Consider the following 25,926-nt stretch of genomic DNA (forward strand, 5'->3'; position numbering starts at 1 on the left):
GTTAGGCCTGCCGCCAGCGTTCAATCTGAGCCATGATCAAACTCTTCAGTTCAAACATCTTTGGGTTTTTAAGAAACCCTAAACTTGGCTCAGCAATCGTTGGTTACATCTTTGATTTCTCGCGGAGTAACTTGTGATGCTGATAATCTTGTTGACTATCAGTCTGACTCCACAAGCACCCACACGAATTGCTTGATTCAGTTGTTAAAGAGCGGTTGGTTAAGAACTTTCGTCTCAACCGAGGCGCGCATTCTACGCTTTCCTCTGTTGCTGTCAAGCGGTTATTTTCAGAAGTTTTCAAGGTTTCCCTTGCAACTTCAACCACTTGGCGCTTCCGATCTCTCGTCAGCGGGAGGCGAATTCTACAGCGTTACTCGCTGCTGTCAACACCTCTTTTACTCCGCTTTCGACCGAGAAGATCGAACCGTTGACAAGGCGACAACACACTGCCTGATCAACTCCTTCTGGGCCTCGATGAACTGAAGCAACTCACTGTCGAAAACTGCGTAACTCTTTGTTTACCAAGGAGTTTTCCGTTTCGACTGCGCCGGAAGTGGGGCGAATTATAGACTTCCAGAATCTGCCGTCAAGCCCTGATTTCAGCTTTATTCGGATTTAAGCGTAATACGCGCAAATGCCTTCTTTCCGGCCTGGCAAACATGCGTCGCACCCAGTGCATATATAAAGGTGCGATCAACCACCTCGCCATCTATACGCACACCACCAGAACCGAGCAGATCACGCGCCACGGCAGAGTTCTTCACCAGGCCTGCCTTATTAAGGACGGCAGCGATCGGCATATCTTCGGTCGCCGTCAATTCGATCTCCGGCAGATCATCCGGCAGCTCGCCTTCCTTCATACGATTGCCCGCCCCACGATGAGCAGTGGCCGCAGCCTCCTCGCCATGGAAACGCGCAACAATTTCTTCTGCCAGCTTGATCTTGATGTCTCGTGGATTGGCACCCGCCTCGACATCCGCGCGGAATGCGTTGATCTCATCCATGGAGCGGAAGCTGAGCAATTCGAAGTAACGCCACATCAGCACATCAGGGATGGACACCAGCTTGCTGTACATGACCCCCGGCGCTTCCTGAATACCGACGTAGTTGCCCAAGGACTTGGACATCTTCTTCACGCCATCCAGACCCTCGAGCAACGGCATTGTCAGAATGCACTGGGGCTCCTGACCATAACCACGCTGCAGTTCACGCCCCATCAGCAGGTTGAACTTCTGGTCGGTTCCGCCAAGCTCGACGTCCGCGCGCAGCGCGACAGAGTCGTACCCCTGCACCAGCGGATAGAGGAACTCATGAATGGCAATCGGTTGATTGGTCGTATAGCGCTTGTCGAAGTCGTCGCGCTCGAGCATGCGCGCCACGGTGTACTGCGAAGTCAGGCGAATGAAGTCAGCCGGCCCCATCTGATCCATCCAGGTGGAGTTGAACGCCACCTCGGTCCTGGCCGGGTCAAGGATCTTGAATACCTGCGTCTTGTAGGTCTCGGCATTTTCGAGAACCTGCTCGCGGGTGAGCGGAGGACGCGTCGCGCTCTTGCCGCTCGGATCACCGATCATCCCGGTGAAGTCACCTATAAGGAAGATCACCTGGTGACCCAGGTCCTGGAACTGGCGCAGCTTATTGATAAGCACGGTGTGGCCCAGGTGCAAATCCGGCGCGGTCGGATCGAAGCCCGCCTTGATACGCAGCGGCTGGCCACGCTTGAGCTTTTCGATCAGCTCGGACTCGACCAACAGTTCTTCCGCACCACGTTTGATCAGCGCTAGCTGCTCTTCAACCGACTTCATAACAGACCCGCAAGGCTCGAATTCAAAGGGGACCAACCATACAAGATCGCGCGGCAAATACAAAGTTTTGCCCGGCGCACGGACGCCAATCCACCGACAGAGCGTCCGCGGACTTGCTTCAGAGATGATTTGGTTATATTTTATACAGTTATTTCATCTTCATCATGTCATTCATCTTTTCCAATTCATCTTTTTCAAAGTCAAACATTACCTATGACCAAAGAACCGTCTAAAGCGCCACCGCTTTACCCGAAGACCCACCTGCTCGCAGCGAGTGGCATCGCCGCTCTCCTGAGCCTGGCGCTTCTGGTATTCCCTTCCAGTGATGTTGAAGCCAAAAGAACGACCCTGAGTCTTGAACTGGAAAGCCCTGCTGAACAACTGACACAAGATCAAGACGCTGCTGAAGCCGTCCAGGCCACAAACGAGCCGCAAGAGTCCCCTTTCGCGCAGATCGAAAACAGCGCCGAAGAGACCGCGCAAACCGCTGAGGCCGCGCCGGAACCTGCACCCGCGCTGGCAGCAGCAACTGCGCCTGTCATCGAAGAAAAGAAAGCTCCCAGCCACAGGGAAGTGGTCGTCGCCAAGGGTGACACGCTCTCCACTCTGTTCGAGAAAGTCGGCCTCCCCGCCGCTTCGGTGCATGAAGTGCTGGCCAGCGGCAAACAAGCCAAGCTATTCAGCCAACTCAAGCGCGGCCAGAAGCTCGAGTTCGAACTCAACCCGCAAGGCCAACTGATCAACCTGCACAGCAAGGTCAGCGACCTTGAAACCATCAGCCTGACCAGGAACGACAAGGGTTATGCCTTCAACCGCATTACCGCCCAACCGACCGTGCGCTCGGCGTACGTTCACGGTGTGATCAATAGCTCGCTGTCGCAGTCGGCCGCTCGCGCCGGTTTGTCCCATAGAATGACCATGGACATGGCCAGTGTGTTTGGTTACGACGTCGACTTTGCCCAGGACATTCGCCCGGGCGACCAGTTCGACGTGATCTACGAGCAGAAAGTCGTCAATGGCAAAGCCGTTGGCACCGGCCCAATCCTTTCCGCGCGCTTCATCAACCGCGGCAAGACCTACACCGCCGTGCGTTACACCAACAAACAAGGCAACAGCAGCTACTACACTGCTGATGGCAACAGCATGCGCAAGGCGTTCATCCGTACTCCGGTGGATTTCGCGCGCATCAGCTCGAAATTCTCCATGGGCCGCAAGCACCCGATCCTGAACAAGATCCGCGCGCATAAAGGTGTCGATTACGCGGCACCACGTGGCACGCCGATCAAGGCTGCCGGCGACGGCAAAGTATTGTTGGCCGGTCGCCGCGGCGGCTACGGCAATACCGTGATCATCCAGCACGGCAATACTTACCGCACGCTTTACGGCCACATGCAAGGTTTCGCCAAGGGCGTCAAAACCGGCGGCAGCGTCAAGCAGGGCCAGGTGATTGGTTATATCGGCACCACCGGGCTTTCCACCGGCCCGCACCTGCACTATGAGTTCCAGGTCAATGGCGTGCACGTCGACCCGCTGGGCCAGAAGGTGGCGATGGCCGATCCGATCTCCAAGGCCGAACGCGCACGCTTCCTCGCGCAGAGCCAGCCCCTGATGGCGCGCATGGACCAAGAGAAAGCCACCCTGCTGGCTTCGAAGCGCTAAGCCATGACGCTCTATATAGGTGTGATGTCCGGAACCAGCCTTGATGGACTGGACATTGCGCTGATCGAGCAAACCTCGGCGATCAGGTTGATCGCCACGCACTACATCCCGATGCCTGACTCCCTGCGCACCGAGCTGCTTGGCCTGTGCGCCAGTGGCCCGGACGAGATCGCCCGCTCCGCCATCGCCCAGCAGAACTGGGTAAAGCTGGCAGCGCAAGGTATTGCCGCCCTTCTTGATCAACAACACCTGAAACCTGCAGACATTCGCGCGATTGGCAGCCACGGCCAGACCATTCGCCATGAACCGTCGCGCGGATTCACGGTGCAGATCGGCAACCCTGCCCTGCTGACCGAGCTGACCGGCATCACCGTCGTCAGCGACTTCCGCAGCCGCGACGTCGCGGCGGGCGGGCAAGGCGCCCCCTTGGTTCCGGCCTTTCACGAAGCGTTGTTTGAAGAACAGGCCGGTAACCGCGCGGTGTTGAACATTGGCGGCTTCAGCAATCTCAGCCTGATCGAACCTGGCAAACCGGTAGCCGGTTTCGACTGTGGTCCTGGGAATGTGCTGTTGGATGCGTGGATTCACCAGCAACGCGGCGACCACTTTGACCGTAACGGCCAATGGGCTGCCAGCGGCAAGGTCGAAACTGTTCTGCTGAAAGCATTGCTCAGCGATCCGTTTTTTGTGACCAAGGGTCCGAAAAGCACCGGTCGCGAGGTATTCAACCTGCCGTGGCTGACCCGGCATCTGTCACCGTTGCCCAGCTTCGCCGCCGAAGACGTACAGGCGACACTGCTTGAGCTGACTGCACTGACCATCGTCGAGTCGTTGCAAAGTGCTCAATCGGATACCCGGCAATTGCTGGTTTGCGGCGGCGGCGCGCACAACGCCACGTTGATGGGCCGCCTGGCCAGCCTGCTGCCCAAGGCAACAGTCAGCAGCACCGCGGCTTGCGGTGTCGACCCGGACTGGGTCGAAGCCATGGCCTTTGCCTGGCTGGCCCACTGCTGCCTGGAAGGCATTGCGGCCAATCGCCCCAGCGTCACCGGCGCCCGAGGCCTGCGCGTACTGGGCGCTATCTACCCCGCCTGAACCCGAACTCCGGACAGCAAAACGCCGCAGGGCCCTGAAGCCATGCGGCGCCTGGTGACGCTCTGCGCGATCAGATCGAGAACGAAGAGCCGCAGCCACATGTGGTGGAGGCGTTCGGATTCTTGATGACGAAACGCGAACCTTCCAGACCTTCCTGATAATCCACCTCGGCACCTGCCAGGTACTGGAAGCTCATCGGATCGACGACCAGACTCACACCCTCGCGCTCGACGATGGTGTCGTCATCGGCCACTTCTTCATCGAAGGTAAAACCGTACTGAAAACCTGAACAACCGCCGCCCGTAACGAATACGCGCAGCTTCAAGCGATCATTCCCCTCTTCATCGACCAGGCTCTTCACCTTGTGCGCGGCACCGTGGGTGAATTGCAAAGCCGTGGGGGTGAAGGATTCGACGCTCATGCTGACTATCTCCCGGCGTTACGCCGCCATAATGCGTGATGACGTGCATTATCCGCTTCTCCTAGAAAATCGGTCAACTATTGTTACGGTATATCAATCAAACCCATTGCCCGTCCGGAATGCAAAAAGGCCCGTCAGACGGGCCTTTTTGTCGAGCGCAACAGACTTACGGCAGCATGCCCGCGTGGGACAGGCCCAGGCGCTCATCCAGTCCGAACAGAATGTTCAGGTTCTGCACCGCCTGACCCGACGCGCCTTTGACCAGATTATCGATCACCGACAACACCACCACCAGATCACCGTCCTGCGGCCGATGCACGGCGATCCGGCACACATTGGCACCGCGCACGCTGCGGGTTTCCGGATGACTGCCAGCAGGCATGACATCGACGAACGGTTCGTTGGCATAACGCTTTTCAAACAGCGCCTGCAAATCCACCGAGCGATCCACGACAGTGGCGTAGAGCGTGGAGTGAATGCCGCGAATCATTGGCGTCAGGTGCGGGACGAAAGTCAGACCGACGTCCTTGCCCGCTGCACGCCGCAGACCCTGGCGGATTTCCGGCAAGTGACGGTGTCCCTTGACCGCGTAGGCCTTCATGCTTTCCGATGTTTCGGCATACAGCGAACCTACGGAGGCACCACGGCCGGCACCGCTGACACCGGATTTGCAGTCTGCGATCAAGCGAGTGGTATCGGCCAGACCGGCTTCGAGCAACGGCAGGAAACCCAATTGCGTGGCCGTCGGGTAGCACCCGGGTACGGCGATCAGGCGAGCCTGCCTGATCTGCTCGCGATTGACTTCCGGCAAGCCATAGACCGCCTCTTCCAGCAATTGCGGCGCACCGTGCGGCTGACCGTACCACTTGGCCCATTCCTCGGCGTCTTGCAGACGGAAGTCGGCCGACAGGTCGATGACCTTGGTCCCGGCCGCGAGCAAATCACCGGCCAAGGCATGGGCTACACCGTGAGGCGTTGCGAAGAACACCACGTCGCAGGCGCCCAGGGTCTTGATGTCCGGAACGCTGAACGCCAGGCCATCGTAATGACCGCGCAGGTTCGGGTACATATCAGCCACGGCCAGACCGGCCTCGGATCGGGAAGTGATCACTGCCACTTCAGCTTGCGGATGCTGCGCCAACAGACGCAGCAGTTCGACACCGGTGTAACCCGTGCCGCCGACGATACCGACCTTGACCATAAACCTGCCCTCAACGAACTCACTGGAAAGCCGTCGATCATAGGGCCCGTATCGTTCTGCGACAACCGCCAAGGTGACGTGCGGAGCCTCAAGCCTCTACTATCGCGTTTACCGTGAACCTGGGAATAACTGAAAATGCTTTATCTATGGCTCAAAGCGCTGCACATCGTCAGCATGGTCTGCTGGTTTGCCGGCCTGTTCTACCTGCCGCGCCTGTTCGTCTATCACGCGCAAAGCGAAGACACCGTCAGCAAGGAACGCTTCAGCATCATGGAGCGCAAGCTGTACCGCGGCATCATGGGACCGGCGATGATCGCCACGCTGATTTTCGGCATCGCACTGATCGCCCTGAACCCCGGCATATTCAGTCAGGGCGCCTGGATTCACGCGAAGTTGACGCTGGTGGTGATACTGATCGGCTACCACCACATGTGCGGCGCCCAGGTGAAACGTTTTGCCCGTGGCGAAAACACCCGCAGCCATGTCTTTTATCGCTGGTTCAATGAAGTGCCGGTTCTGCTATTGCTGGCTATCGTAATTCTGGTCGTCGTTCGGCCGTTCTGATTTCAGGCACAACTCACCGGGGTAATTCCAATGTCGCTGCCCGCTTTGCTCGAACAACGTTTGCGCCTGCCCGTGGTGGCCGCGCCGATGTTCCTGATTTCCAACCCGCAACTGGTGCTCGCTTGCTGCCGAAATGGTGTGGTGGGCAGCTTTCCCGCGCTGAATCAACGCGAGAGCAGTGGCTTCAAGGCCTGGCTGGAGGAAATCGAAGCAGGGCTGGCGACACTGGACAACCCTGCGCCTTACGCGGTGAACCTGATCGTCCACAACAGTAACCCGCGCCTGCAAGCGGACCTGGATATCTGCATCGAGCACAAAGTGCCGATCGTGATTACCAGCCTGGGGGCCGTGAAGGAACTGGTCGATGCCGTCCACGGCTATGGCGGCCTGGTGTTCCACGACGTGACGACCCGTCGCCATGCCGAGAAAGCGGCCGAGGCCGGGGTCGCGGCTTGATCGCCGTGGCCGCAGGTGCCGGTGGACACGCCGGCACCTGGAGCCCGTTTTCACTGATTGCCGAGATCCGCCAGTTCTTCGACAAGACCCTGCTGCTGGCCGGTTGCCTGAACCACGGTCACGAGATTCTTGCCGCGCAATTGCTCGGCGCCGACCTCGCCTACTTCGGCACGCGATTCATCGGCACTACCGAAAGTCATGCACCTGACGCCTACAAGCAGATGTTGCTGACGTCCAGAGCCGCGGACATCGTCCATACTCCAGCCGTGTCGGGCGTACCGGCGAGCTTCATGCGCCAAAGCCTGGAGGCCGCCGGTTTCGACATGGCGGCATTGCAAGGCAAGGGTGAGGTCAACTTCGGCGCCAAGCTCAAGCCGTTGAGCGATGAAGCCAAGGCCTGGAAAACCGTATGGTCCGCGAGCCAGGGCGTCGGCGAAATCGATGACCTGCCGAGTGTCGATCAATTGGTTGCACGCCTGGACGATGAATACCGCCAGGCCCTGGAACAGGCGGCACAGCTGCGTGATCGTTGGCCGCGCTGACAGGACAACTCGGCCAGTTGCTCCCGGCCGGCCTACACGCCGGCTGCGCACCACTCCATTCAAATTTTTCGCGACAAGGATGCCTCGCCCATGAGCGAAAACCGTTACAAGATCGTATTCGACGGCGCTCTGCTGCCTGGTGTCGAGGCCACCACCGCCAAACTCAATCTCGCCGAGCTATTCAAATCCGATGTCGCTGCCATCGAGCGGCTGTTCAGTGGCCGGCCGGTTGCACTCAAACGCGACCTGTCACAGGCCGATGCCCAGACTTATCTGCAGGCGCTGACGAAAACCGGCATCGATGCCCGGATCGAACGTGAACCCCAGGTCGAACTGAACCTGTCTGAGGTGCACGAACACACGCCTGCCGACCCACCTCCAGCGCCAGATCCGGAATCACCCTACGCACCGCCGCGCGCGGCTGTCGGCGAAGCGCTGCCGGCGTTCGCCACGCTCAAGGCATTCAGTTTCGACGGCCGTATTGGCCGCTTGCGCTATCTGGCCTGGACGATGGTTCTGATGCTGGTGACGTTTGGCATCAGCGCCATGCTGGTTTTTTTCGGCCTCACCCTTATCAGTACGGATTCCAGCGCCGGGCTGATTCTCGGGGGGCTGTTGGCCTTTACGCTCATCGTGGTGTTCGGCTTCATCAGCATCCAGTTCAGCGTCCAGCGCCTGCATGATATCGGCTGGTCCGGCTGGCTCTGGCTGCTGACGCTCGTGCCGATCGTGGGCAGCTTCTTTCCGTTCGTGATGATGCTTATGCCGGGCAACCACACCGCCAATCGATACGGAGCACCACCACCGCCCAACAGCCCAGCGGTCAAGATCCTGTCTGCGCTATGGCTGGTATTTACCGCGATCCTGTTGATCGGCGGGCTGTCCGGCGGGCTCACTGCGATCCATAGCGAATACGAAAGCGCCACCGAGCGCCTCTATGAAAGTGACTCGGTCACCGCCGAGGGGATCGAAGATCAAACCGCTGTGGAAGCAGAGCCTGCGCCAAATTCAGCTGACGATGCAGCCGAAGAAGCCCGGCCCCCTGTAGACTCTGCGAAAGAATGAACAGCGCTTCCCGCCCGTGACACCTGCGTCGCCGGCGCGGAGCTGTTGCGATGGAGAACTGCATGACCCGTTACGCTCTGATCACTGGCGCTTCCAGCGGCATCGGCCTGGCGATGGCCGAAGCGCTGGCCCGGCGCGGCCGCAGCCTGATTCTGGTGGCCCGACAGCGTGATCAGCTGGAAAGCATTGCAATTGAACTGACTCAACGTTTTGGCGTGGAAGTGTTATTCCGGGCCTGTGACCTGGGCGAACCGTTGCGTCTGTCCGGGTTTCTGCTGGAACTGGAGGAAGGTGATCGCCAGATCGATCTGTTGGTCAACTGCGCCGGCATGGGTACCTGCGGTCCTTTTCTGGCCCAGGACTGGATGACCGAGCAGGATCTGATCGAGGTGAACATCCTCGCCCTCACCCGCCTGTGTCATGCGGTCGGCAACAGCATGGCCTTGCAGGGTGGCGGGCAGATCCTGAACGTCGCCTCGGTCGCCGCATTCCATCCGGGCCCGTGGATGAGCACTTATTACGCCAGCAAAGCCTATGTGTTGCATTTTTCCGAAGGGTTGCGCGTCGAGTTGAAGAAATGTGCGGTCAAGGTGTCGGTGCTCTGTCCTGGCCCGACTCGCACCGCATTTTTCCGCACCGCGCAACTGGACACCGGCAAACTGGTCGACAGCAAACTGCTGATGAGTCCCGAGGAAGTCGCGCTCTATACCGTGCGGGCACTGGAAAAAAATCGCGCCATCATCATTCCGGGCCGACGTAACCGCTGGCGCGCCTTTCTGCCGCGCCTGGGTTCACGCTGGCTGAACCGGACAATCGCCGGCATGGTCAACAAGGCCTATTGTCCACGCTGAATGGTCCTACGGTAAAACGCTGGGCTGGCGCATCTCCCATGGGTACACTCAGTCCAGCCCAAACAACGGAGAAACTGCTGTGGATACTCTGTTCACCAAGATCATCAACCGGGAAATCCCGGCGAAGATCATCTACGAGGACGACCAGGTACTGGCCTTCCACGATATCGCCCCACAGGCACCGGTACATTTTCTGGTGATCCCGAAAAAATCCGTGCGCACCCTGAACGACCTCACCGAGGACGACAAGGCATTGGCCGGGCATATTCTGTTCACTGCCCAGCGCCTGGCGCTGGAACTGGGCTGCGAAGAAGGTTTCCGTGTGGTCATGAACTGCAATCCACTGGGCGGGCAGACGGTCTATCACATTCATATGCATGTATTGGGTCAGCGCCAGATGCATTGGCCGCCGGGCTGATCCACCACGCCCCCTGTATCTTGTAGGAGCGCGGTGTGATCCCATGACCCAGCACAAACCTTCACCGGCCGATTGGGTTAAACTGGCCGCCGAGATTCTTCCCGGAGGTCAGCATGACTACCCAACGTCACTACTCGCCGATTGACCGTCTTCTGTTGCAAGCCGATGCCGCGATGCGAACCCTGCTGCCCTCCAGCGGCCAACCGTACCGTCCGTCGCCCGCTATCGTGCAGCCGGATGCGAAAATGAGCGACGAAGACACCCGGCACGTTGCCGGCCTGATGCGTATCAACCATACCGGCGAAGTCTGTGCCCAGGCGTTGTATCAGGGTCAAGCCCTGACCGCCAAACTGCCGCAAGTGCGGGCCGCGATGGAACACGCTGCCGAAGAAGAAATCGACCATCTGGTCTGGTGCGAGCAACGTATCCATCAGCTAGGTAGCCACACCAGCATTCTCAATCCACTGTTTTACGGCATGTCGTTCGGGATTGGCGCGGTGGCCGGGCTAATCAGCGACAAAATCAGCCTGGGTTTCGTTGCGGCTACCGAGCATCAAGTCTGCAAGCACCTGAATGAACACCTTGAGCAACTGCCGGCGGAAGATGAAAAGTCCCGGGCGATCCTCGAGCAGATGCGCATCGATGAAGAGCAGCATGCTGAAAGCGCGCTGGATGCTGGCGGTTTCCGCTTTCCGGCGCCAGTGAAATTCGGGATGGGTCTGTTGGCCAAGGTGATGACCAAGAGCACTTATCGGATCTGACGGCTGCGTTGTTTGACAGGGCCTCTTCGCAGGCAAGTCGGATCGCCGCGCCGCCGCTGCCACAGGGGTGGACTTTCAGCCAATAAAAAGGCGACTGCCGTCAGGTAGCCGCCTTTTTATTGCCTGAAGTTTATTGCCTGAAGCTTCAGGCTGCCCTGTTGCGCGGCGATTCAACCGAGCTCGACGATCTCGTAATCGTGGGTGATTGCAACACCGGCCGCGCCGAGCATGATCGACGCCGAACAATATTTCTCTGCTGACAGTTCGATGGCGCGTTTGACCTGGGCTTCTTTCAGCCCACGGCCTTTGACCACAAAGTGCATGTGGATCCTGGTAAAAACTTTCGGATCCTCGGTCGCGCGTTCGGCTTCGAGGAAAGCTTCGCAGCTTTCGACGGCCTGGCGGGACTTCTTGAGGATACTGACCACGTCGAAATTACTGCAACCGCCAACACCCAGCAGAAGCATTTCCATTGGCCGGACACCCAGGTTGCGACCGCCGGCTTCAGGCGGGCCGTCCATGACCACGACATGACCGCTGCCGGATTCGCCGAGGAACATGGCTTCGCCAGCCCATTGGATGCGTGCCTTCATCGCCAAGACTCCACTGTATAAAAAAGGGTCGCCAGCTTAGCACAGGGCCCTTGATTGGCAGCGCTCGCCTTCCAGGACATACCTTCCGCCCCCGTAGGTAAATGCTCGAATATTGCAGGAAGTGTCTGTTAAGCTGCGGCAATTAGCTGGCGCATAGCCAGCCTCGTTGCCGACAACAACGATTGCGGTCTTCGCCAGCCCCTGGAAAAAACCAACCACACCGTGCAGTCTTTTCGGGATAGAACCATGGTTGCTATTGCGCCCACGCCCAAAATCAAAAACCTCGACAAACTGTTGATGCATTGCCAGCGCCGTCGCTACCAGGCCAAGACCAATATCATCTGCGCCGGGGATCGCTCGGACACGCTGTTCTTCATCATCAAAGGCTCGGTCACCATCCTGATCGAGGACGACGATGGTCGCGAAATGATCATCGCCTACCTGAACACCGGGGACTTTTTTGGTGAACTGGGACTGTTTGAACAGGCCGGCCTGGAACAGGAACGCAGCGCTTGGGTGCGCGCGAAGGTCGAATGTGATGTCGCGGAAATCAGCTATGTGAAATTCCGCGAATTGTCCCGGCAGGATCCGGACATTCTTTACGTGCTCAGCGGGCAAATTGCCCAACGTCTGCGCAACACCACCCGCAAGGTGGGCGACTTGGCGTTTTTTGACGTGACCGGACGTGTTGCTCGCTGTCTGCTGGAACTGTGCAAACAGCCAGATGCCATGACCCACCCCGACGGCATGCAGATCAAGGTGACCCGTCAGGAAATCGGACGGATCGTAGGCTGCTCCCGTGAAATGGTCGGACGCGTGCTCAAGGATCTGGAAGAGCGTGACCTGGTGGACGTCAAAGGCAAGACCATGGTGGTCTTCGGTACGCGCTAAGCTCGAAAACTCAAGCGTTGAAACTCAAGCACCGAGCATCTCCGCCAGCAATTGGCGGTACAGCCCGTCGAGCCGTTCCAGCGCATCCGGGGCGGCGAATTTTTCATGCAGGGCGATGTGGCTCTCGGCGCGAACCCGCTGTTCAAGACCACAGGCTTCATTGAAGCGGTTGACTGCCGCGACCATCGACTCGCGCTCGTTATCCAGTAACAACGCACCGTGTACCAACCCTACCGGACGCGACCCGCCTTTGCTCTGGCGCCAGCGCTGAGCGGTGCCGACCATCTTGCGTCCATCGAGGTTGACGTTGAAACGGCCATCGCAGAATGCCCCATCCACTTCCCCCAGGGACGAGACACCGCCCAACTCATCCAGCAGCTGACAAATCGGCTCGCAGAGTCGCCGGTAGGCGGTTTCGATACGGTTCTGGTCACCTTCGCTACGCGGTGGCGCGTAGACCAGCGCGATGTTGATGGTCGATGCCGATTGCGGTACTGGCTCACCGCCGGTTTCGCGCAACAACACAGGCCAACCTGCCGCCGCGGACACCTCGCACGCGGCTTCGAACCCAGGCAGACGATTCAATCGGCGCGGCATGACCAGCGCCTTGTCACTTGGTTGCCAGAACAGCAAACCAAATTCCGAGTCACCCGTGCATACATGGGCCAACAGGTCCTGTTCGGCAAGCAGGCCGGTTTCGACGGTTAGAGAGGTTGGATGGGACATGGATGACTCCGTAAGACATGAAGTCTTTGGGGTACTTGATGGCCTCTTCGCGGGCAAGCCCGCTCCTACAGGGGATCGGGTTGCCAGCAAAGATATTGTCAGTCGAGCGTGGAGCCGCTGACAGGAACGCCGCGCTCAGGAAAAAACAGACGCTGCAGCTCGGTACCCGGATTTTCAGCGCGCATAAACGCCTCGCCGACCAGGAACGCATACACGTCGCTGATTTCCATCAGTTCGACATCGGCTCGATTGAGAATGCCGCTTTCGGTAATCACCAATCGATCACGCGGGATACGCGGCAACAGATCAAGCGTGGTTTCCAGATTGACGTCGAAGGTGTGCAGGTTGCGGTTGTTGACACCGATCAGCGGAGTATCGAGTGTTTTCAACGCCCGTTCCAGCTCATCGCCATCGTGGACTTCCACCAGCACATCGAGGCCGACGCTTTTGGCCACGGCCGCCAGCTCGGCCATTTTCACGTCATCCAATGCGGAAACGATCAACAGCACGCAGTCAGCACCCAGGGCGCGGGCTTCGACGATCTGGTACGGATCGATCATGAAGTCCTTGCGGATCACCGGCAGTTTGCACGCCGCACGCGCCTGCTGCAGGTACGCATCGGCCCCTTGGAAGTAATCGATATCGGTGAGCACCGACAGGCAGGTCGCCCCGCCCCGCTCGTAGCTGACAGCGATGTCGGCGGGAACGAAGTGCTCGCGGATCACGCCTTTGCTCGGCGAGGCTTTCTTGATTTCAGCAATGACGGCCGGCTGCTTGAGCTTGGCCTGATCGATCAATGCCTGGGCAAAACCCCGTGGTGCATCGGCCTCCTTGGCCAGGCTTTCCAGCTCGGCGAGACTGACACGAGCACTGCGCTCGGCGACTTCCTGGACTTTGCGGGCCAGAATGTTTTCCAGAACCGTCGGTACACTCATCCCTCATTCTCCACCTTGAATACCGCGGTAAACGCACCCAACTCCTCGAGTTTTTCCCGAGCGAGACCGGTGTGCAGCGCATCGTGCGCCAGGGCGACGCCCTCTTTCAACGTGCTGGCCAGGTCGGCGGCATACAGCGCGGCACCGGCATTGAGCACGATCATCTCGGCGGCTTTCTGACCGTTTTCGGTCTTACGCTTGCCCAGGGCATCGCGAATCAGTTCAAGTGACTGGGCCGGACTTTCAACCACCAGACCATACAAGCTCTGGCTCTTTATACCGAGGTCTTCCGGCTGGACCCAGTATTCTGTTATTTCGTCGTTTTTCAGTTCAGCCACATAGGTGGGTGCCGCCAGGCTGAACTCGTCCAGACCGTCCTGGGAATGCACCACCAGCACATGTTTGCTGCCCAGGCGCTGCAACACCTCGGCCAATGGCCGGCACAACGCCTGATTGAACACACCCACTACCTGATGTTTCACCCCGGCCGGATTCGTAAGCGGGCCGAGCATGTTGAACAAGGTGCGCAAGCCCAACTCCCGGCGCGGGCCGGCGGCGTGCTTCATGGCACTGTGGTGGGTCTGGGCAAACATGAAACCGATGCCGACGTTATCGATGCAGCGTGCCACTTGAACCGGTGTCAGGTTCAGGTAGATCCCTGCCGCTTCCAACAGGTCGGCACTGCCGCTTTTACCCGAGACCGCACGGTTACCGTGCTTGGCCACGGTGCAACCGGCTGCTGCGACGACAAACGAAGAAGCGGTGGACACGTTGAAAATGTTCGCCCCGTCACCGCCGGTGCCGACCACATCGACGACGCCGTCCAGCGTCTTGAGTTCGACCTTGTCCGCCAGCTCGCGCATGACCGACACCGCACCCACGATCTCATCGATGCTCTCGCTCTTCATGCGCATCGCCATCATGAACGCGCCAATCTGTGCGTCGGTGCACTGCCCGGTCATGATTTCGCGCATCACATCGCGCATTTCGTCGGTGCTGAGGTCGAGATGATCGACGATACGGCTCAGGGCTGTCTTGATGTTCATTAAAAGTCCTTAGCGCGTGCCGCCGGTTTGTTTGAGAAAGTTGGCGAACAGCTCGTGACCCTGTTCGGTCAGGATCGACTCAGGGTGGAACTGCACGCCTTCGATGTTCAATGTCTTATGGCGCAGGCCCATGATCTCGTCCACCGAGCCGTCTTCAAGCTGGGTCCAGGCGGTCAGCTCGAGGCAGTCCGGCAGGGTTTCGCGCTTGACGATCAGCGAGTGATAGCGGGTGACCGTCAGCGGATGATTCAAGCCTTCGAAAACGCCCTTGTCCTCATGGAACACCGGGCTGGTCTTGCCGTGCATGACGTGACGGGCACGGACCACATCGCCGCCAAACGCCTGGCCGATGGATTGATGGCCCAGGCAAACACCCAGAATCGGCAGTTTGCCGGCGAAATGCTTGATCGCTTCGATCGAGATACCGGCCTCGGTCGGGGTGCAAGGACCGGGTGAGACCACGATCCGCTCCGGGTTGAGGGCTTCGATCTGGGCGATGGTGAGCTCATCGTTGCGCACGACTTTGACCTGGGAACCGAGCTCACCAAGGTACTGCACAACGTTGTAGGTAAAAGAGTCGTAGTTATCGATCATCAGCAACATGGCGTTAAGAACCTCTTGAATTCACTGACTTTAATACAGCCTTCAAAGGATTTGCCCGCAGCGTCCTGCACTTTGTCAGTCGCTGGAATCGCGCAGCAAAGCGGTTTGTCTTGCGGGTAAAGAAGGCAAAGCGGTAAAGATCCGGCCGGGCCGGCAGAAGGATTCAGGCGCGCCAACGCCAACGGGCGTGTGCCTTGATGACTTGATCCAGGAGTTTGCTGACGATCAACACGGGGAAGGTCTCATTCATACGTATTGGCACAGTAACTTAGCTGGGCAGAGCGTGCAATATGGGGTGATCGAAGCGCGGTGAAACAATCGCGGGTTCGCGCCCAATGGCAACAGACTCTATAGTTTTTGGCACTGACGTTTCGTTCACTAAAATAATAAATAAACGGATTTGCTCATGATCAAACCGACGTTGGCCCTACCCCTTGCCGCCTGCTTGCTCGCCATGGCCTGTACCCAGGCGATCGCGGCGCCCAATCCTTACTCGACCTTCATCGTCTTCGGCGACAGTCTCAGCGATGCCGGGCAGTTTACCGACACCGGCGGGCCGGCCGGAGCAACCCTGCGCTTTACCAACCGTACCGGGCCGGTCTACTTCGATGGCAGCGGCGAGGTCTACTCCGCCAACTCGACACAACTATTGGGTGGCAAACTCGGATTCTCCGCGGACCAGACGGCCGCCTCGACCTCGGCCGCGCGCGTCAGCCAGGGCCTGCCTGACGGCAACAACTGGGCCGTCGGCGGTTATCGCACCGACCAGATCCTCGATTCGATTACCACTGTATCCGCCACTGGCGAGCGCACTCGTCCTGGCTACCTGGCCGCCAACAACCTGCGTGCCGACCCGAATGCGCTGTATTTCCTCTCCGGCGGCGGTAACGATTTCCTCCAGGGCCGGGTGCTCAACCCGGCTCAGGCCGGCGCGGCGGCAGATCGACTGGCAGACAGCGCCCAGGTTTTGCAGACCGCCGGCGCCCGGTACATCATGGTCTGGCTGTTGCCTGACCTGGGTTTGACGCCCGCCATCAACGGCAGTCCCCAACAGCCCGGTATCTCGCAACTGAGTGGCCTCTTCAATCAGCGCCTGGTGACGCGACTCGGGGGCATCGACGCCGAGATCATCCCGCTGAACGTTCCATTGCTGTTGCAGGAAACCGTCGCCGATCCGGCACGATTCGGACTGGCCACCGACCAGAACCTGGTGGCCACCTGTTTCAGCGGCAATGGCTGCGTTGAAAACACCGCCTATGGCATCAACAGTGCAACGCCGGACCCGAGCAAGCTGATCTACAACGATGGCGTTCACCCGACCGAAACCGGGCAGAAGCTGATTTCCGATTACGCCTATTCCCTGCTGGCCGCGCCGTGGGAACTGACGCTGCTGCCGGAGATGGCCCACGCCACGCTACGTGCGCACCAGGATGAACTGCGCAGCCAATGGCAATCGGATTGGGAGAGCTGGCAGGCAGTCGGCCAATGGCGCGCGATTGTCGCAGGCGGCGGCCAGCATCTGGATATCGATGGTCAAAGCAGCGGTGCCAGTGCCGATGGCAGCGGTTCCAACCTGAACGTCGGCGGTAGCTATCGCCTCAATGAAGCCTGGCGAGTCGGTGTGGCGGCAGGCTTTTATCGGCAGAACCTTGAAGCTGGCAGCAATGATTCGGACTACAAGCTCAACAGCTACCTGGCCACCGCCTTCGCCCAGTTCGAGCAGAATCGCTGGTGGGCCGATGCCGCGTTGACCGGTGGCAAGCTGGATTACGACAATCTCAAACGCAAATTCGACCTGGGCGCCAGCGAAAGGGCGGAAAAAAGTGATACCGACGGCCACCTTTGGGCCTTCAGCACCCGCCTCGGCTACGACATTGCGCAACCGGGCAGCGAATGGCACTTGTCGCCGTTCATCAGCGCCGATTACGCGAAAGTGGAAGTCGACGGTTACTCGGAAAACTCCAATCGCTCCACAGCGTTGACTTTTGATGACCAGAAACGCGACTCGAAACGGCTGGGCGCCGGTCTTCAGGGCAAATACCAGATCACTGCGCAGACTCAAGTGTTCGGCGAATACGCCTTCGAGCGGGAATACGAGGACGACACTCAGAAAGTGAACATCGCCCTCAATAGCCTGCCGTCCCTGGACTTTGAGCTCGACGGTTACACACCGCAAAGTCATTTGAATCGCGTGAGCCTGGGGGTCAGCCACAAATTGACGGCTGATCTGGCTTTGCGTGGTGGGTACACGTTCCGCAAGGACGATGACTTTACCCAGCAAGGGCTCAACGTTGGGATTGTGTTGGACTTCTGATCCATTTAATAGCCAGCACAAAAAACGCGGCGCCCTCACAGGCGCCGCGTTTTTTTTATGGTGGTGAGGCCCTTGTGGGAACTCAGGCGTCCGGGGTTTGCTCGGCAAGCGCCACCGCACGGAACATCGCGCGGCGTTTGTTCAGGGTTTCTTCCCATTCCAGCGCCGGCACCGAGTCGGCGACAATGCCGCCACCGGCCTGCACATGCAGCTCGCCGTTCTTGATCACCGCAGTGCGGATCGCGATGGCGGTGTCCATATTGCCGTTCCAGGCGTAATAACCGACCGCTCCGCCATACACGCCACGCTTGACCGGCTCCAGCTCGTCGATGATTTCCATCGCGCGAATCTTCGGCGCCCCGGACAAGGTACCGGCCGGCAGAATCGCCCGCAGTGCATCCATCGCCGTCAGCCCGGCCGTCAGTTGCCCGGTGACGTTGGACACGATGTGCATGACGTTGGAGTAACGCTCGATCACCATTTTTTCGGTGAGCTTCACCGAGCCGATTTCCGAAACGCGACCGGTATCGTTACGGCCCAGATCAATCAGCATCAAGTGCTCGGCGATTTCCTTGGCGTCGGACAGCAGGTCTTTTTCCAGCGCAACATCGGCCTCTTCGTTGGCGCCCCGCGGACGGGTGCCGGCGATCGGACGTACGGTGATCAGGTTGTCTTCCACCCGCACCAGCACTTCCGGCGAACTGCCGACGACGTGGAAGTCGCCGAAGTTGAAGAAGTACATGTAGGGCGTCGGGTTGAAGCAGCGCAGCGCTCGGTACAGATCGATCGGTGCAGCCTTGAAGTCGATCGACATGCGCTGGGACGGTACGACCTGCATGCAGTCACCCGCCAGGATGTATTCCTTGATGGTGTCGACGGCTTTTTCGTAATCGTCCTGGGTGAAGCTTGAGCGGAATACCGGATCGGCAGACTGCTGCTTGCTGAAATCCAGGCCTCGGCGCGGTGCGATCGGCTGACGGAGTTTTTCCAGCAGCGCTTCAAGACGTGCCTGTCCGAGCTCAAAAGCATCGGCCTGCGACGGATCGGCCAGGACAATCGCGTGCATCTTGCCGGCGAGGTTGTCGAACACCACCACCGCGTCGGAGACCATCAACAGGATGTCCGGCACGCCCAGTGGATCCGGATTCGGGCATTTGCCCAGGCGCTTCTCCACATAACGTACGCAGTCGTACCCGAAGTACCCCACCAGGCCGCCATTGAACCGCGGCAGGCCGGGGATGGTCGGCACGTTGTAACGAGCCTTGAATTCTTCGACGAAGGTCAGCGGGTCTTCAGCCTCATGACTTTCAATCTCGACGCCGTCGTGGGTCACGCTGATGTGATGATCGTGAACCCGCAGCACGGTGCGGCATGGCAAACCAATGATCGAATAACGGCCCCACTTTTCGCCGCCCTGCACCGATTCGAGCAGGTAGGAGTTCGGCTCATCGGCCAGTTTCAGGTAGATCGACAGCGGGGTGTCGAAGTCGGCCAGGGTTTCGCAGGCAAGCGGGATGCGGTTGTAGCCGGCAGCGGCCAAACGCAGGAATTCTTCGCGGATCATGGGGTAGCCTCGTGGCTTGAGGGTCTAACAGTCAGGTATGCAAACGTACCGGGATGCCGGCCAGGAACAAGTCAGGCGCGCCAACGCCAGCGGGCCAGGGCCTTGATGACTTTCATCCAGAGTTTGCGAGTGACCACCACGATGGCGTTTCCAGAAGGGGGTTGAACAGCGTCGGCCAACGTTATCTCAGCGGCCGGATCCAGGCAACCGCGAATTAGCTTGCGCAGATCGTCGATCACCAGCGCCGGCGACTCTTCGGCAATCGGCCGGCCATGGTTATAGCCATAACTGAGCGCCACGCATTTGACCCCCGCCGCTTTCGCCGCCTGTACATCGCTGCGCGAGTCGCCGACGAACAACGATTGGGATGCCGGAATATTGGCCATTTTCATGACGAAAAACAGTGCGGCCGGGTCCGGTTTCTTCTGTGGCAAGGTGTCGCCACCGATGATCCATTTGAAGTAACGACCGATTTTCATCTGATCCAGCAGCGGTGCGACGAAGCGCTCCGGCTTGTTGGTGATCAGGGCCATTTCCACGCCTTGCTTGTTCAGCCACTTGAGGGTGTCACGCACGCCAGGGTAAACCACCGTCAGTTCGTGACCGTCCTCATAAAAGCCGTTGAACAACTCCAGGGCATGCTCGGCCTCGACCTCATCGACACCCTCGGCGTCGATGTGGTTGGCCAGTGCCCGGCGCACCAGCATGTGCACACCGTTGCCGACCCAATCACGCACCGACTCGATCCCGGCAGGCGCGCGGCCGAGTTTGAGCAGCATGTTATCCACAGCCGCCGCGAGGTCGGGGACCGAATCGACCAGCGTGCCATCCAGATCGAACATCACCAGCCGCGGCAGAGCGCCCGGGAATAGCTGCTCAAAACCACTCATGGGCGGGTCAGCGCCAGTTCGGAACGCATCTTTTCAATCACCTCTTGGTAGTTCGGTGCATTGAAGATCGCCGAGCCGGCGACGAAGGTATCGGCGCCAGCGGCGGCGATTTCGCGAATATTGTTCACGTTCACGCCACCGTCGATTTCCAGGCGGATATCCCGACCGGAGGCATCGATCAGTGCCCGCGCTTCACGCAGCTTGTCGAGGGTGCCAGGAATGAACTTCTGCCCGCCGAAGCCCGGGTTGACGCTCATCAGCAAGATCATGTCGACCTTGTCCATCACGTACTTGAGCACGTCCAGCGGCGTCGCCGGATTGAACACCAGGCCCGACTTGCAGCCGCCTTCGCGGATCAATTGCAGGGAGCGGTCGACGTGCTGCGTGGCTTCCGGGTGGAAGGTGATATAAGTCGCGCCGGCCTCGATGAAGTCGCCGACAATGCGGTCCACCGGGCTGACCATCAGGTGCGCGTCGATCGGCGCTGTCACGCCGTACTTGCGCAGCGCGGCGCAGACCATCGGGCCGATGGTCAGGTTCGGCACGTAATGGTTGTCCATGACATCGAAGTGAACGAAGTCGGCGCCGGCGGCCAGGACGTTGTCCACTTCCTCGCCCAGGCGGGCGAAATCGGCGGAGAGAATCGACGGAGCAATGACGAAGGGCTGCATGACGCACCTTTTTTGAGCAGAATCTCGATGGCGCGCATTGTATACCGCATGCTTTGACGCGCGCGACGTGACCGCGATGATCAGTACGCCGCTCGGGAGATCTTTTCGATATCGACGGTGCTCGATTTGCGCATTGTCCCCTGTAGGAGCCGGCTTGCTGGCGAAGGGCATAACGCCGTGTGTCGGGCGAACCGCGTTGACGCCTTCGCCAGCAAGCCGGCTCCTACAGGGGGGATCGGCATCAAATATAACGACCGTTGTCAGACCTGGGCGGTACGCAGTTTTTCGCTGCGGCCACGCAGCCATTCCAGGGTCAGCAGCAGGATCACCGAGAAGGCAATCAGCAGCGTCGCTGCGGCAGCAATGGTCGGGCTAAGGTTTTCGCGGATGCCGCTGAACATCTGCCGCGGCAAGGTCGCTTGCTCGGGACCGGCGAGGAACAGGGTCACCACCACTTCATCGAACGAGGTGGCGAACGCGAACAGCGCACCGGAAATCACTCCGGGAGCGATCAACGGCAAGGTCACCCGACGGAACGCTGTCAATGGCGAAGCCCCCAGGCTTGCAGCGGCCCGCACCAGGTTTTGATTAAACCCCTGCAACGTCGCCGACACCGTAATGATCACAAACGGCACACCCAACACCGCATGCACCACGATCAGCGAGAAGAAGCTGTTGCCCAGCCCCAGCGGGGCGAAGAACAGATAGCTGGCCACACCGATGATCACCACCGGTACCACCATCGGCGAAATCACCAGCGCCATCACCAGCGGCTTGCCCCGGAAGTCGCCTCGGGTCAGACCAATCGCCGCCAGCGTACCGAAGATCATCGCCAGCACCGTGGCCGCCGGAGCGACGATGATGCTGTTCTTCAACGCCCGCATCCATTCCGCCGAAGCGAAGAAGTCGTGATACCACTGCAGCGAGAAGCCTTGCAGCGGGTACACCAGGAAACTCCCGGAGTTGAACGACAGCGGAATGATCACCAGCACCGGCAGAATCAGGAACAACAGGATCAAGCCGCAGAGAATCCGCAAGCTGTAGAACCACGCCCGCTCGATGGGTGACATATAAGGACTCAGCATTTCGTTCTCCCCTTAGCTCAGGCGCAGGCGACTGGCGCCCACCAGCCAGTTGTAAATCAGATACAGCACCACGGTCGCCAGCAGCAGCAACCCACCGAGCGCGGTCGCCATGCCCCAGTTGATGCTGGTGTTGGTGTAGAAGGCGACGAAGTAACTGACCATCTGATCGTTCGGGCTGCCCAGCAAGGCCGGGGTGATGTAGTAACCGATGGCGAGGATGAACACCAACAGGCAACCGGCACCGACACCGGCATAGGTCTGCGGGAAGTACACCCGCCAGAAGCTGGCGAACGGGTGACAGCCGAGGGAAATAGCCGCACGCATGTAAGTCGGCGAGATGCCTTTCATCACGCTGTAGATCGGCAGGATCATGAACGGCAGCAGGATGTGCACCATCGAGATGTAGACCCCGGTGCGGTTGAACACCAGTTCCAGCGGCTTATCGATGATGCCCATGGCCATCAGGCCACTGTTGATCAGGCCGCCCGATTGCAGCAGTACGATCCACGCGGCGACCCGCACCAGAATCGAGGTCCAGAACGGCAGCAGCACCAGAATCATCAGCAGGTTGCTTTGCCTCGATGGCAGGTTCGCCAGCAGATAGGCCAATGGATACGCCAGCACCAGGCAGATCACGGTGATGACCAGGCCCATCCAGAAGGTACGGGCGAAGATATCGAGGTAGATGGCCTGATCGGGGGTGGCGGGGGCGATTTCGCCGAGGTCGTCGATCCGGTGGTCCACTGCCGCCAGCAGGTAGTACGGCGTAATGCTGCTGGTGTTGCGGCGTACGGCTTGCCAGTAGGCCGGGTCGCCCCAGCGCTCGTCGAGACTTTCCAGCGCTTCTTTATAAGAGGCCGGTTCGGTGGCGAACGGCAAGGCGCGTGCGGTTTTGGTCAGCAGGCTGCGATAGCCGGCCAACTCCATGTTCAAGCGCTTGGACAGGTCGCCCAGGGTCTGGTTCTTGCGGGCTTCTGCCAGGTCTTCACTGGCCGCCTTGTAAACCGGTTCAGCAGGCAGGCCGCGGCCGTCCCAGCTGGCGATGGCTGCCACGGTGCGCGGCATGCCGCCGACCACTTCCGGGTTACCGACGCTTTTGTAGAGCAGCGCCACGATCGGCACCAGGAACACCAGCAGCAGAAACAGCACCAGCGGCGCGATCAAGGCCTGGGCCTTCCAGCGGTTGATCCGCTCGGCATGCTTGAGCCGCTGCTTCAAGGTGGGGTCTGTGCCCGCGTTCAGGGGAATGGCGGTGGCCATGGCGTACTCCGGAAATCTTTGATCGTTACAAAGGAAGGCAAGCCACCTCTGTTCTTGATAACTACACATCACCCCTGTAGGAGCGAAGCTTGCCCGCGAAGACGGTGTGCCAGTCAACATCGATGTTGAATGTACCGACGCCTTCGCGGGCAAGCCTCGCTCCTACAGGAGTGGATAAGCCCACGGGGTGGTCTTATTTTGCAGCCCAGGAATTGAAACGCTGCTCGAGCTGCTCGCCGTTGTCAGCCCAGAAGCTGACGTCGATCTGCACCTGGTTGGCGATGTTTTCCGGGGTGGTCGGCATGTCCTTCAGGACATCCTTGGCCAACAGCGGTACGGCTTGTACGTTGGCTGGGCCGTAAGCGATGTTTTCCGAATAGGTCTTCTGCTGTTGCGGCTGCACCGAGAACGCGATGAATTTCTTCGCCGCTTCAGCACGTGCCTTGTCCAGACCTTTTGGAATGGCCCAGGCGTCGAAGTCGTAGATGCCGCCGTTCCACACCACTTTCAGGTTGCTTTCTTTCTGCACCGCAGCGATCCGGCCGTTGTAGGCCGAGCTCATGACCACGTCACCGGAAGCGAGGTATTGCGGCGGCTGTGCGCCGGCTTCCCACCACTGGATGCTTGGCTTGAGCTCATCGAGCTTCTTGAACGCGCGATCCTGGCCATCCTTGCCGGCCAGCACCTTGTAGACGTCTTTCGGCGCAACGCCGTCGGCCATCAGTGCGAATTCCAGGGTGTACTTGGCGCCTTTACGCAGGCCGCGTTTACCCGGGAATTTCTTGGTGTCCCAGAAATCCACCCAACTGGTCGGTGCGGTTTTCAGCTTGTCGGCGTTGTAGGCCAGCACGGTCGACCACACGAAGAAGCCCACGCCGCAAGGCTGGATAGCGCCTTTGACGTAGTCTTCACTCTTACCGAACAGCGCGGGATCGAGTTGCTCGAACATGTCTTCGTCGCAACCACGGGACAGTTCCGGCGATTCAACTTCCACCAGGTCCCAGGACACGCTCTTGGTGTCGACCATGGCCTTGACCTTGGCCATCTCGCCGTTGTACTCGCCCGCCACGATCTTGCCATTGCCTGCCGCTTCCCACGGTGCGTAGAAGGCTTTGACCTGCGCCGCCTTGTTCGCCCCGCCAAAGGACACCACGGTCAGGTCCGGGCCCGCCGCCATCGCGTGTGTCGCACCGATCATGCCCATGACCAAAGCGGTGAATTTCAGGGATCTCAACATTTATTGTTCTCTCCACGTGCAGGGTTGGTGTTGTTGAAGCAGGGGGCGATCAATGCGCCTCTAGAAGCGGGTCGAGCGCGCGAACGTGTTCGACCTGCCAGCCAAGCGGTACCACGTCGCCAACCGCCAGCTCGGGATCGAGCTCGGCAATCGGTTGTTTCACGAAGAAGTCGGTCTTGCCGCAGACTTCCAGGCGAACCCGGACGTGGTCGCCCAAATAGATGAATTCCTCCACCCTCCCCGAGAAGCGGTTAACGCAGGATTCGCTCGAACCATTGAGGCTCACGCGTTCCGGGCGAATCGACAGCGTGACGGGCTCGCCGGTCTTGCCGACATTGACCGCCAGGGCTTCAACCTTTTCACCGCGACCCAGTTCGACGACGCAACGGTCGCCTGTGTGGCTGTGCAAGCGGCCATTGAGACGGTTGTTCTCGCCGATGAAGTTGGCGACGAAGGTGTTTTTCGGTTCTTCATAGAGGGAACGCGGCGCAGCGATCTGCTGGATTTCGCCCTGATGGAATACCGCCACACGGTCGGACATGGTCAGGGCTTCGCCCTGGTCGTGGGTCACGTAGACCACCGTTACGCCCAGACGCTGGTGCAGATGCTTGATCTCCATCTGCATGTGTTCGCGCAGTTGTTTGTCCAGCGCGCCGAGGGGTTCGTCCATCAGCACCAGTTGCGGTTCGAACACCAAGGCACGGGCCAGAGCCACACGCTGTTGCTGACCACCGGACAACTGCGCCGGGTAACGCTGGGCGAACGCATCGAGCTGGACCATGCTCAGGACTTTTTTGACCTTGTCGCTGACATCGTTCTTGTTCAAACCGCGCACGGTCAACGGGAACGCCAGGTTCTCGGCTACCGTCATGTGCGGGAATAACGCGTAGTTCTGGAACACCATGCCGATGTCGCGCTTGTGCGGCGGCACGTTGTTGATGGAACGCCCGGCCAGCAGGATTTCGCCGGCGGTCGGGGTCTCAAAACCGGCGAGCATCATCAGGCTGGTGGTCTTGCCGGAGCCGGACGGCCCGAGCAAGGTGAGGAATTCGCCTTTGCGAATGTCCAGGTTGAGGTCTTTGACGATCAGGTTCTCGCCGTCGTAGCTCTTCTGCACTCCACGAAAGCTGACCAGAATGTCGCTGGCCCCTGCGCTTGAATCGACCTGGCTCATACCCACACCTTTGTTGTTGATGACTGCTGTGGACTAAGCCTAGTGGACACCGGTGACCACGCAAATCGGGGCGCAGGAGAGAATGGCCTCAGCCGGATG

24 protein-coding genes and 1 pseudogene are annotated in these 25,926 nt (G+C 59.4%); 10 read left to right on the top strand and 15 right to left on the bottom strand.

What is annotated here, in order from left to right:
- Positions 1-605: 605 nt before the first annotated feature.
- Positions 606-1,805: a tyrosine--tRNA ligase gene (gene tyrS / locus BZ163_RS29985; RefSeq protein WP_128873938.1), complete on the bottom strand. Its 1,200-nt coding sequence runs from the start codon at positions 1,803-1,805 to the stop codon at positions 606-608.
- Positions 1,806-2,018: 213 nt separating this feature from the next.
- Here tyrS and BZ163_RS29995 point away from each other — a divergent pair, with 213 nt between their 5' ends.
- Both BZ163_RS29995 and BZ163_RS30000 read left to right on the top strand, forming a co-directional pair.
- Positions 2,019-3,464 carry a peptidoglycan DD-metalloendopeptidase family protein gene (locus tag BZ163_RS29995; RefSeq protein ID WP_128873939.1) on the top strand — a complete coding sequence of 482 codons (1,446 nt, stop codon included), beginning with the start codon at positions 2,019-2,021 and terminating at the stop codon, positions 3,462-3,464.
- Between the two features lie 3 nt (positions 3,465-3,467).
- Positions 3,468-4,559 (top strand): anhydro-N-acetylmuramic acid kinase, encoded by a 1,092-nt coding sequence (locus BZ163_RS30000; RefSeq protein ID WP_128873940.1) that lies wholly within the window; start codon positions 3,468-3,470, stop codon positions 4,557-4,559.
- Between the two features lie 70 nt (positions 4,560-4,629).
- Here the strand turns inward: BZ163_RS30000 and erpA are convergent, their stop codons facing one another.
- Both erpA and argC read right to left on the bottom strand, forming a co-directional pair.
- Complete coding sequence (gene erpA / locus BZ163_RS30005; RefSeq protein WP_007947969.1) at positions 4,630-4,980, bottom strand: iron-sulfur cluster insertion protein ErpA; 351 nt, start codon at positions 4,978-4,980, stop codon at positions 4,630-4,632.
- Positions 4,981-5,146: 166 nt separating this feature from the next.
- Positions 5,147-6,181, bottom strand: coding sequence for an N-acetyl-gamma-glutamyl-phosphate reductase (gene argC / locus BZ163_RS30010; RefSeq protein WP_128873941.1), 1,035 nt, complete (start codon positions 6,179-6,181; stop codon positions 5,147-5,149).
- 135 nt (positions 6,182-6,316) lie between these two features.
- Here argC and hemJ point away from each other — a divergent pair, with 135 nt between their 5' ends.
- From hemJ to coq7, 6 genes and pseudogenes are all read left to right on the top strand, one after another.
- Positions 6,317-6,745 (top strand): protoporphyrinogen oxidase HemJ, encoded by a 429-nt coding sequence (hemJ, locus tag BZ163_RS30015; protein ID WP_128873942.1) that lies wholly within the window; start codon positions 6,317-6,319, stop codon positions 6,743-6,745.
- 30 nt (positions 6,746-6,775) lie between these two features.
- A pseudogene (locus BZ163_RS30020) lies at positions 6,776-7,743 on the top strand (NAD(P)H-dependent flavin oxidoreductase).
- Positions 7,744-7,833: 90 nt separating this feature from the next.
- The gene (locus BZ163_RS30025; RefSeq protein WP_128873943.1) at positions 7,834-8,808 is read left to right on the top strand and encodes a DUF805 domain-containing protein; all 975 of its coding nucleotides are present in this window, start codon (positions 7,834-7,836) and stop codon (positions 8,806-8,808) included.
- Positions 8,809-8,870: 62 nt separating this feature from the next.
- The gene (locus tag BZ163_RS30030; protein ID WP_128873944.1) at positions 8,871-9,659 is read left to right on the top strand and encodes an SDR family oxidoreductase; all 789 of its coding nucleotides are present in this window, start codon (positions 8,871-8,873) and stop codon (positions 9,657-9,659) included.
- Between the two features lie 79 nt (positions 9,660-9,738).
- Positions 9,739-10,077, top strand: a complete 339-nt coding sequence (locus tag BZ163_RS30035) for a histidine triad nucleotide-binding protein (RefSeq protein ID WP_128873945.1) — start codon at positions 9,739-9,741, stop codon at positions 10,075-10,077.
- A gap of 113 nt (positions 10,078-10,190) precedes the next feature.
- Positions 10,191-10,838 carry a 2-polyprenyl-3-methyl-6-methoxy-1,4-benzoquinone monooxygenase gene (coq7, locus tag BZ163_RS30040; RefSeq protein WP_128873946.1) on the top strand — a complete coding sequence of 216 codons (648 nt, stop codon included), beginning with the start codon at positions 10,191-10,193 and terminating at the stop codon, positions 10,836-10,838.
- Between the two features lie 170 nt (positions 10,839-11,008).
- Here coq7 and BZ163_RS30045 read toward each other — a convergent pair whose 3' ends face one another.
- The gene (locus tag BZ163_RS30045) at positions 11,009-11,431 is read right to left on the bottom strand and encodes an OsmC family protein (RefSeq protein ID WP_060541609.1); all 423 of its coding nucleotides are present in this window, start codon (positions 11,429-11,431) and stop codon (positions 11,009-11,011) included.
- 246 nt (positions 11,432-11,677) lie between these two features.
- On the opposite strand from BZ163_RS30045, the gene crp reads away from it, so the two are divergent.
- Positions 11,678-12,322 carry a cAMP-activated global transcriptional regulator CRP gene (crp, locus tag BZ163_RS30050; protein WP_128873947.1) on the top strand — a complete coding sequence of 215 codons (645 nt, stop codon included), beginning with the start codon at positions 11,678-11,680 and terminating at the stop codon, positions 12,320-12,322.
- Between the two features lie 24 nt (positions 12,323-12,346).
- Here the strand turns inward: crp and BZ163_RS30055 are convergent, their stop codons facing one another.
- From BZ163_RS30055 to BZ163_RS30070, 4 genes are all read right to left on the bottom strand, one after another.
- Positions 12,347-13,048 (bottom strand): lipoate--protein ligase family protein, encoded by a 702-nt coding sequence (locus BZ163_RS30055; RefSeq protein ID WP_128873948.1) that lies wholly within the window; start codon positions 13,046-13,048, stop codon positions 12,347-12,349.
- 98 nt (positions 13,049-13,146) lie between these two features.
- Positions 13,147-13,983 (bottom strand): indole-3-glycerol phosphate synthase TrpC, encoded by an 837-nt coding sequence (gene trpC, locus BZ163_RS30060; RefSeq protein ID WP_128873949.1) that lies wholly within the window; start codon positions 13,981-13,983, stop codon positions 13,147-13,149.
- Positions 13,980-15,029 (bottom strand): anthranilate phosphoribosyltransferase, encoded by a 1,050-nt coding sequence (gene trpD, locus BZ163_RS30065; protein ID WP_128873950.1) that lies wholly within the window; start codon positions 15,027-15,029, stop codon positions 13,980-13,982. Before trpD ends, trpC begins: the two co-directional genes overlap by 4 nt.
- 9 nt (positions 15,030-15,038) lie before the next feature.
- Positions 15,039-15,632: an aminodeoxychorismate/anthranilate synthase component II gene (locus tag BZ163_RS30070; protein WP_128873951.1), complete on the bottom strand. Its 594-nt coding sequence runs from the start codon at positions 15,630-15,632 to the stop codon at positions 15,039-15,041.
- A 406-nt stretch (positions 15,633-16,038) separates the two neighbouring features.
- On the opposite strand from BZ163_RS30070, the gene estP reads away from it, so the two are divergent.
- The gene (gene estP, locus BZ163_RS30075; RefSeq protein ID WP_128873952.1) at positions 16,039-17,946 is read left to right on the top strand and encodes an esterase EstP; all 1,908 of its coding nucleotides are present in this window, start codon (positions 16,039-16,041) and stop codon (positions 17,944-17,946) included.
- An 82-nt stretch (positions 17,947-18,028) separates the two neighbouring features.
- Here the strand turns inward: estP and trpE are convergent, their stop codons facing one another.
- The 7 genes from trpE to BZ163_RS30110 form a co-directional block, all read right to left on the bottom strand.
- Entirely contained in the window at positions 18,029-19,510 is a 1,482-nt protein-coding gene (gene trpE / locus BZ163_RS30080; RefSeq protein ID WP_128873953.1) for an anthranilate synthase component I, read from the bottom strand.
- Between the two features lie 71 nt (positions 19,511-19,581).
- On the bottom strand, positions 19,582-20,400 hold the full coding sequence (locus BZ163_RS30085) for a phosphoglycolate phosphatase (protein ID WP_128873954.1): 819 nt from the start codon (positions 20,398-20,400) through the stop codon (positions 19,582-19,584).
- Positions 20,397-21,071 carry a ribulose-phosphate 3-epimerase gene (gene rpe / locus BZ163_RS30090; protein ID WP_028621492.1) on the bottom strand — a complete coding sequence of 225 codons (675 nt, stop codon included), beginning with the start codon at positions 21,069-21,071 and terminating at the stop codon, positions 20,397-20,399. Before rpe ends, BZ163_RS30085 begins: the two co-directional genes overlap by 4 nt.
- Before the next feature lie 260 nt (positions 21,072-21,331).
- Entirely contained in the window at positions 21,332-22,156 is an 825-nt protein-coding gene (locus BZ163_RS30095) for an ABC transporter permease (protein WP_128873955.1), read from the bottom strand.
- Between the two features lie 12 nt (positions 22,157-22,168).
- The gene (locus tag BZ163_RS30100; RefSeq protein ID WP_128873956.1) at positions 22,169-23,416 is read right to left on the bottom strand and encodes an ABC transporter permease; all 1,248 of its coding nucleotides are present in this window, start codon (positions 23,414-23,416) and stop codon (positions 22,169-22,171) included.
- Between the two features lie 193 nt (positions 23,417-23,609).
- On the bottom strand, positions 23,610-24,653 hold the full coding sequence (locus tag BZ163_RS30105; RefSeq protein WP_128873957.1) for an ABC transporter substrate-binding protein: 1,044 nt from the start codon (positions 24,651-24,653) through the stop codon (positions 23,610-23,612).
- 49 nt (positions 24,654-24,702) lie between these two features.
- The gene (locus BZ163_RS30110) at positions 24,703-25,827 is read right to left on the bottom strand and encodes an ABC transporter ATP-binding protein (RefSeq protein ID WP_128873958.1); all 1,125 of its coding nucleotides are present in this window, start codon (positions 25,825-25,827) and stop codon (positions 24,703-24,705) included.
- Between the last annotated feature and the right edge of the window lie 99 nt (positions 25,828-25,926).

Origin of the sequence: Pseudomonas sp. VI4.1 (assembly GCF_002029345.1) — a bacterium.
GTDB lineage: Bacteria > Pseudomonadota > Gammaproteobacteria > Pseudomonadales > Pseudomonadaceae > Aquipseudomonas.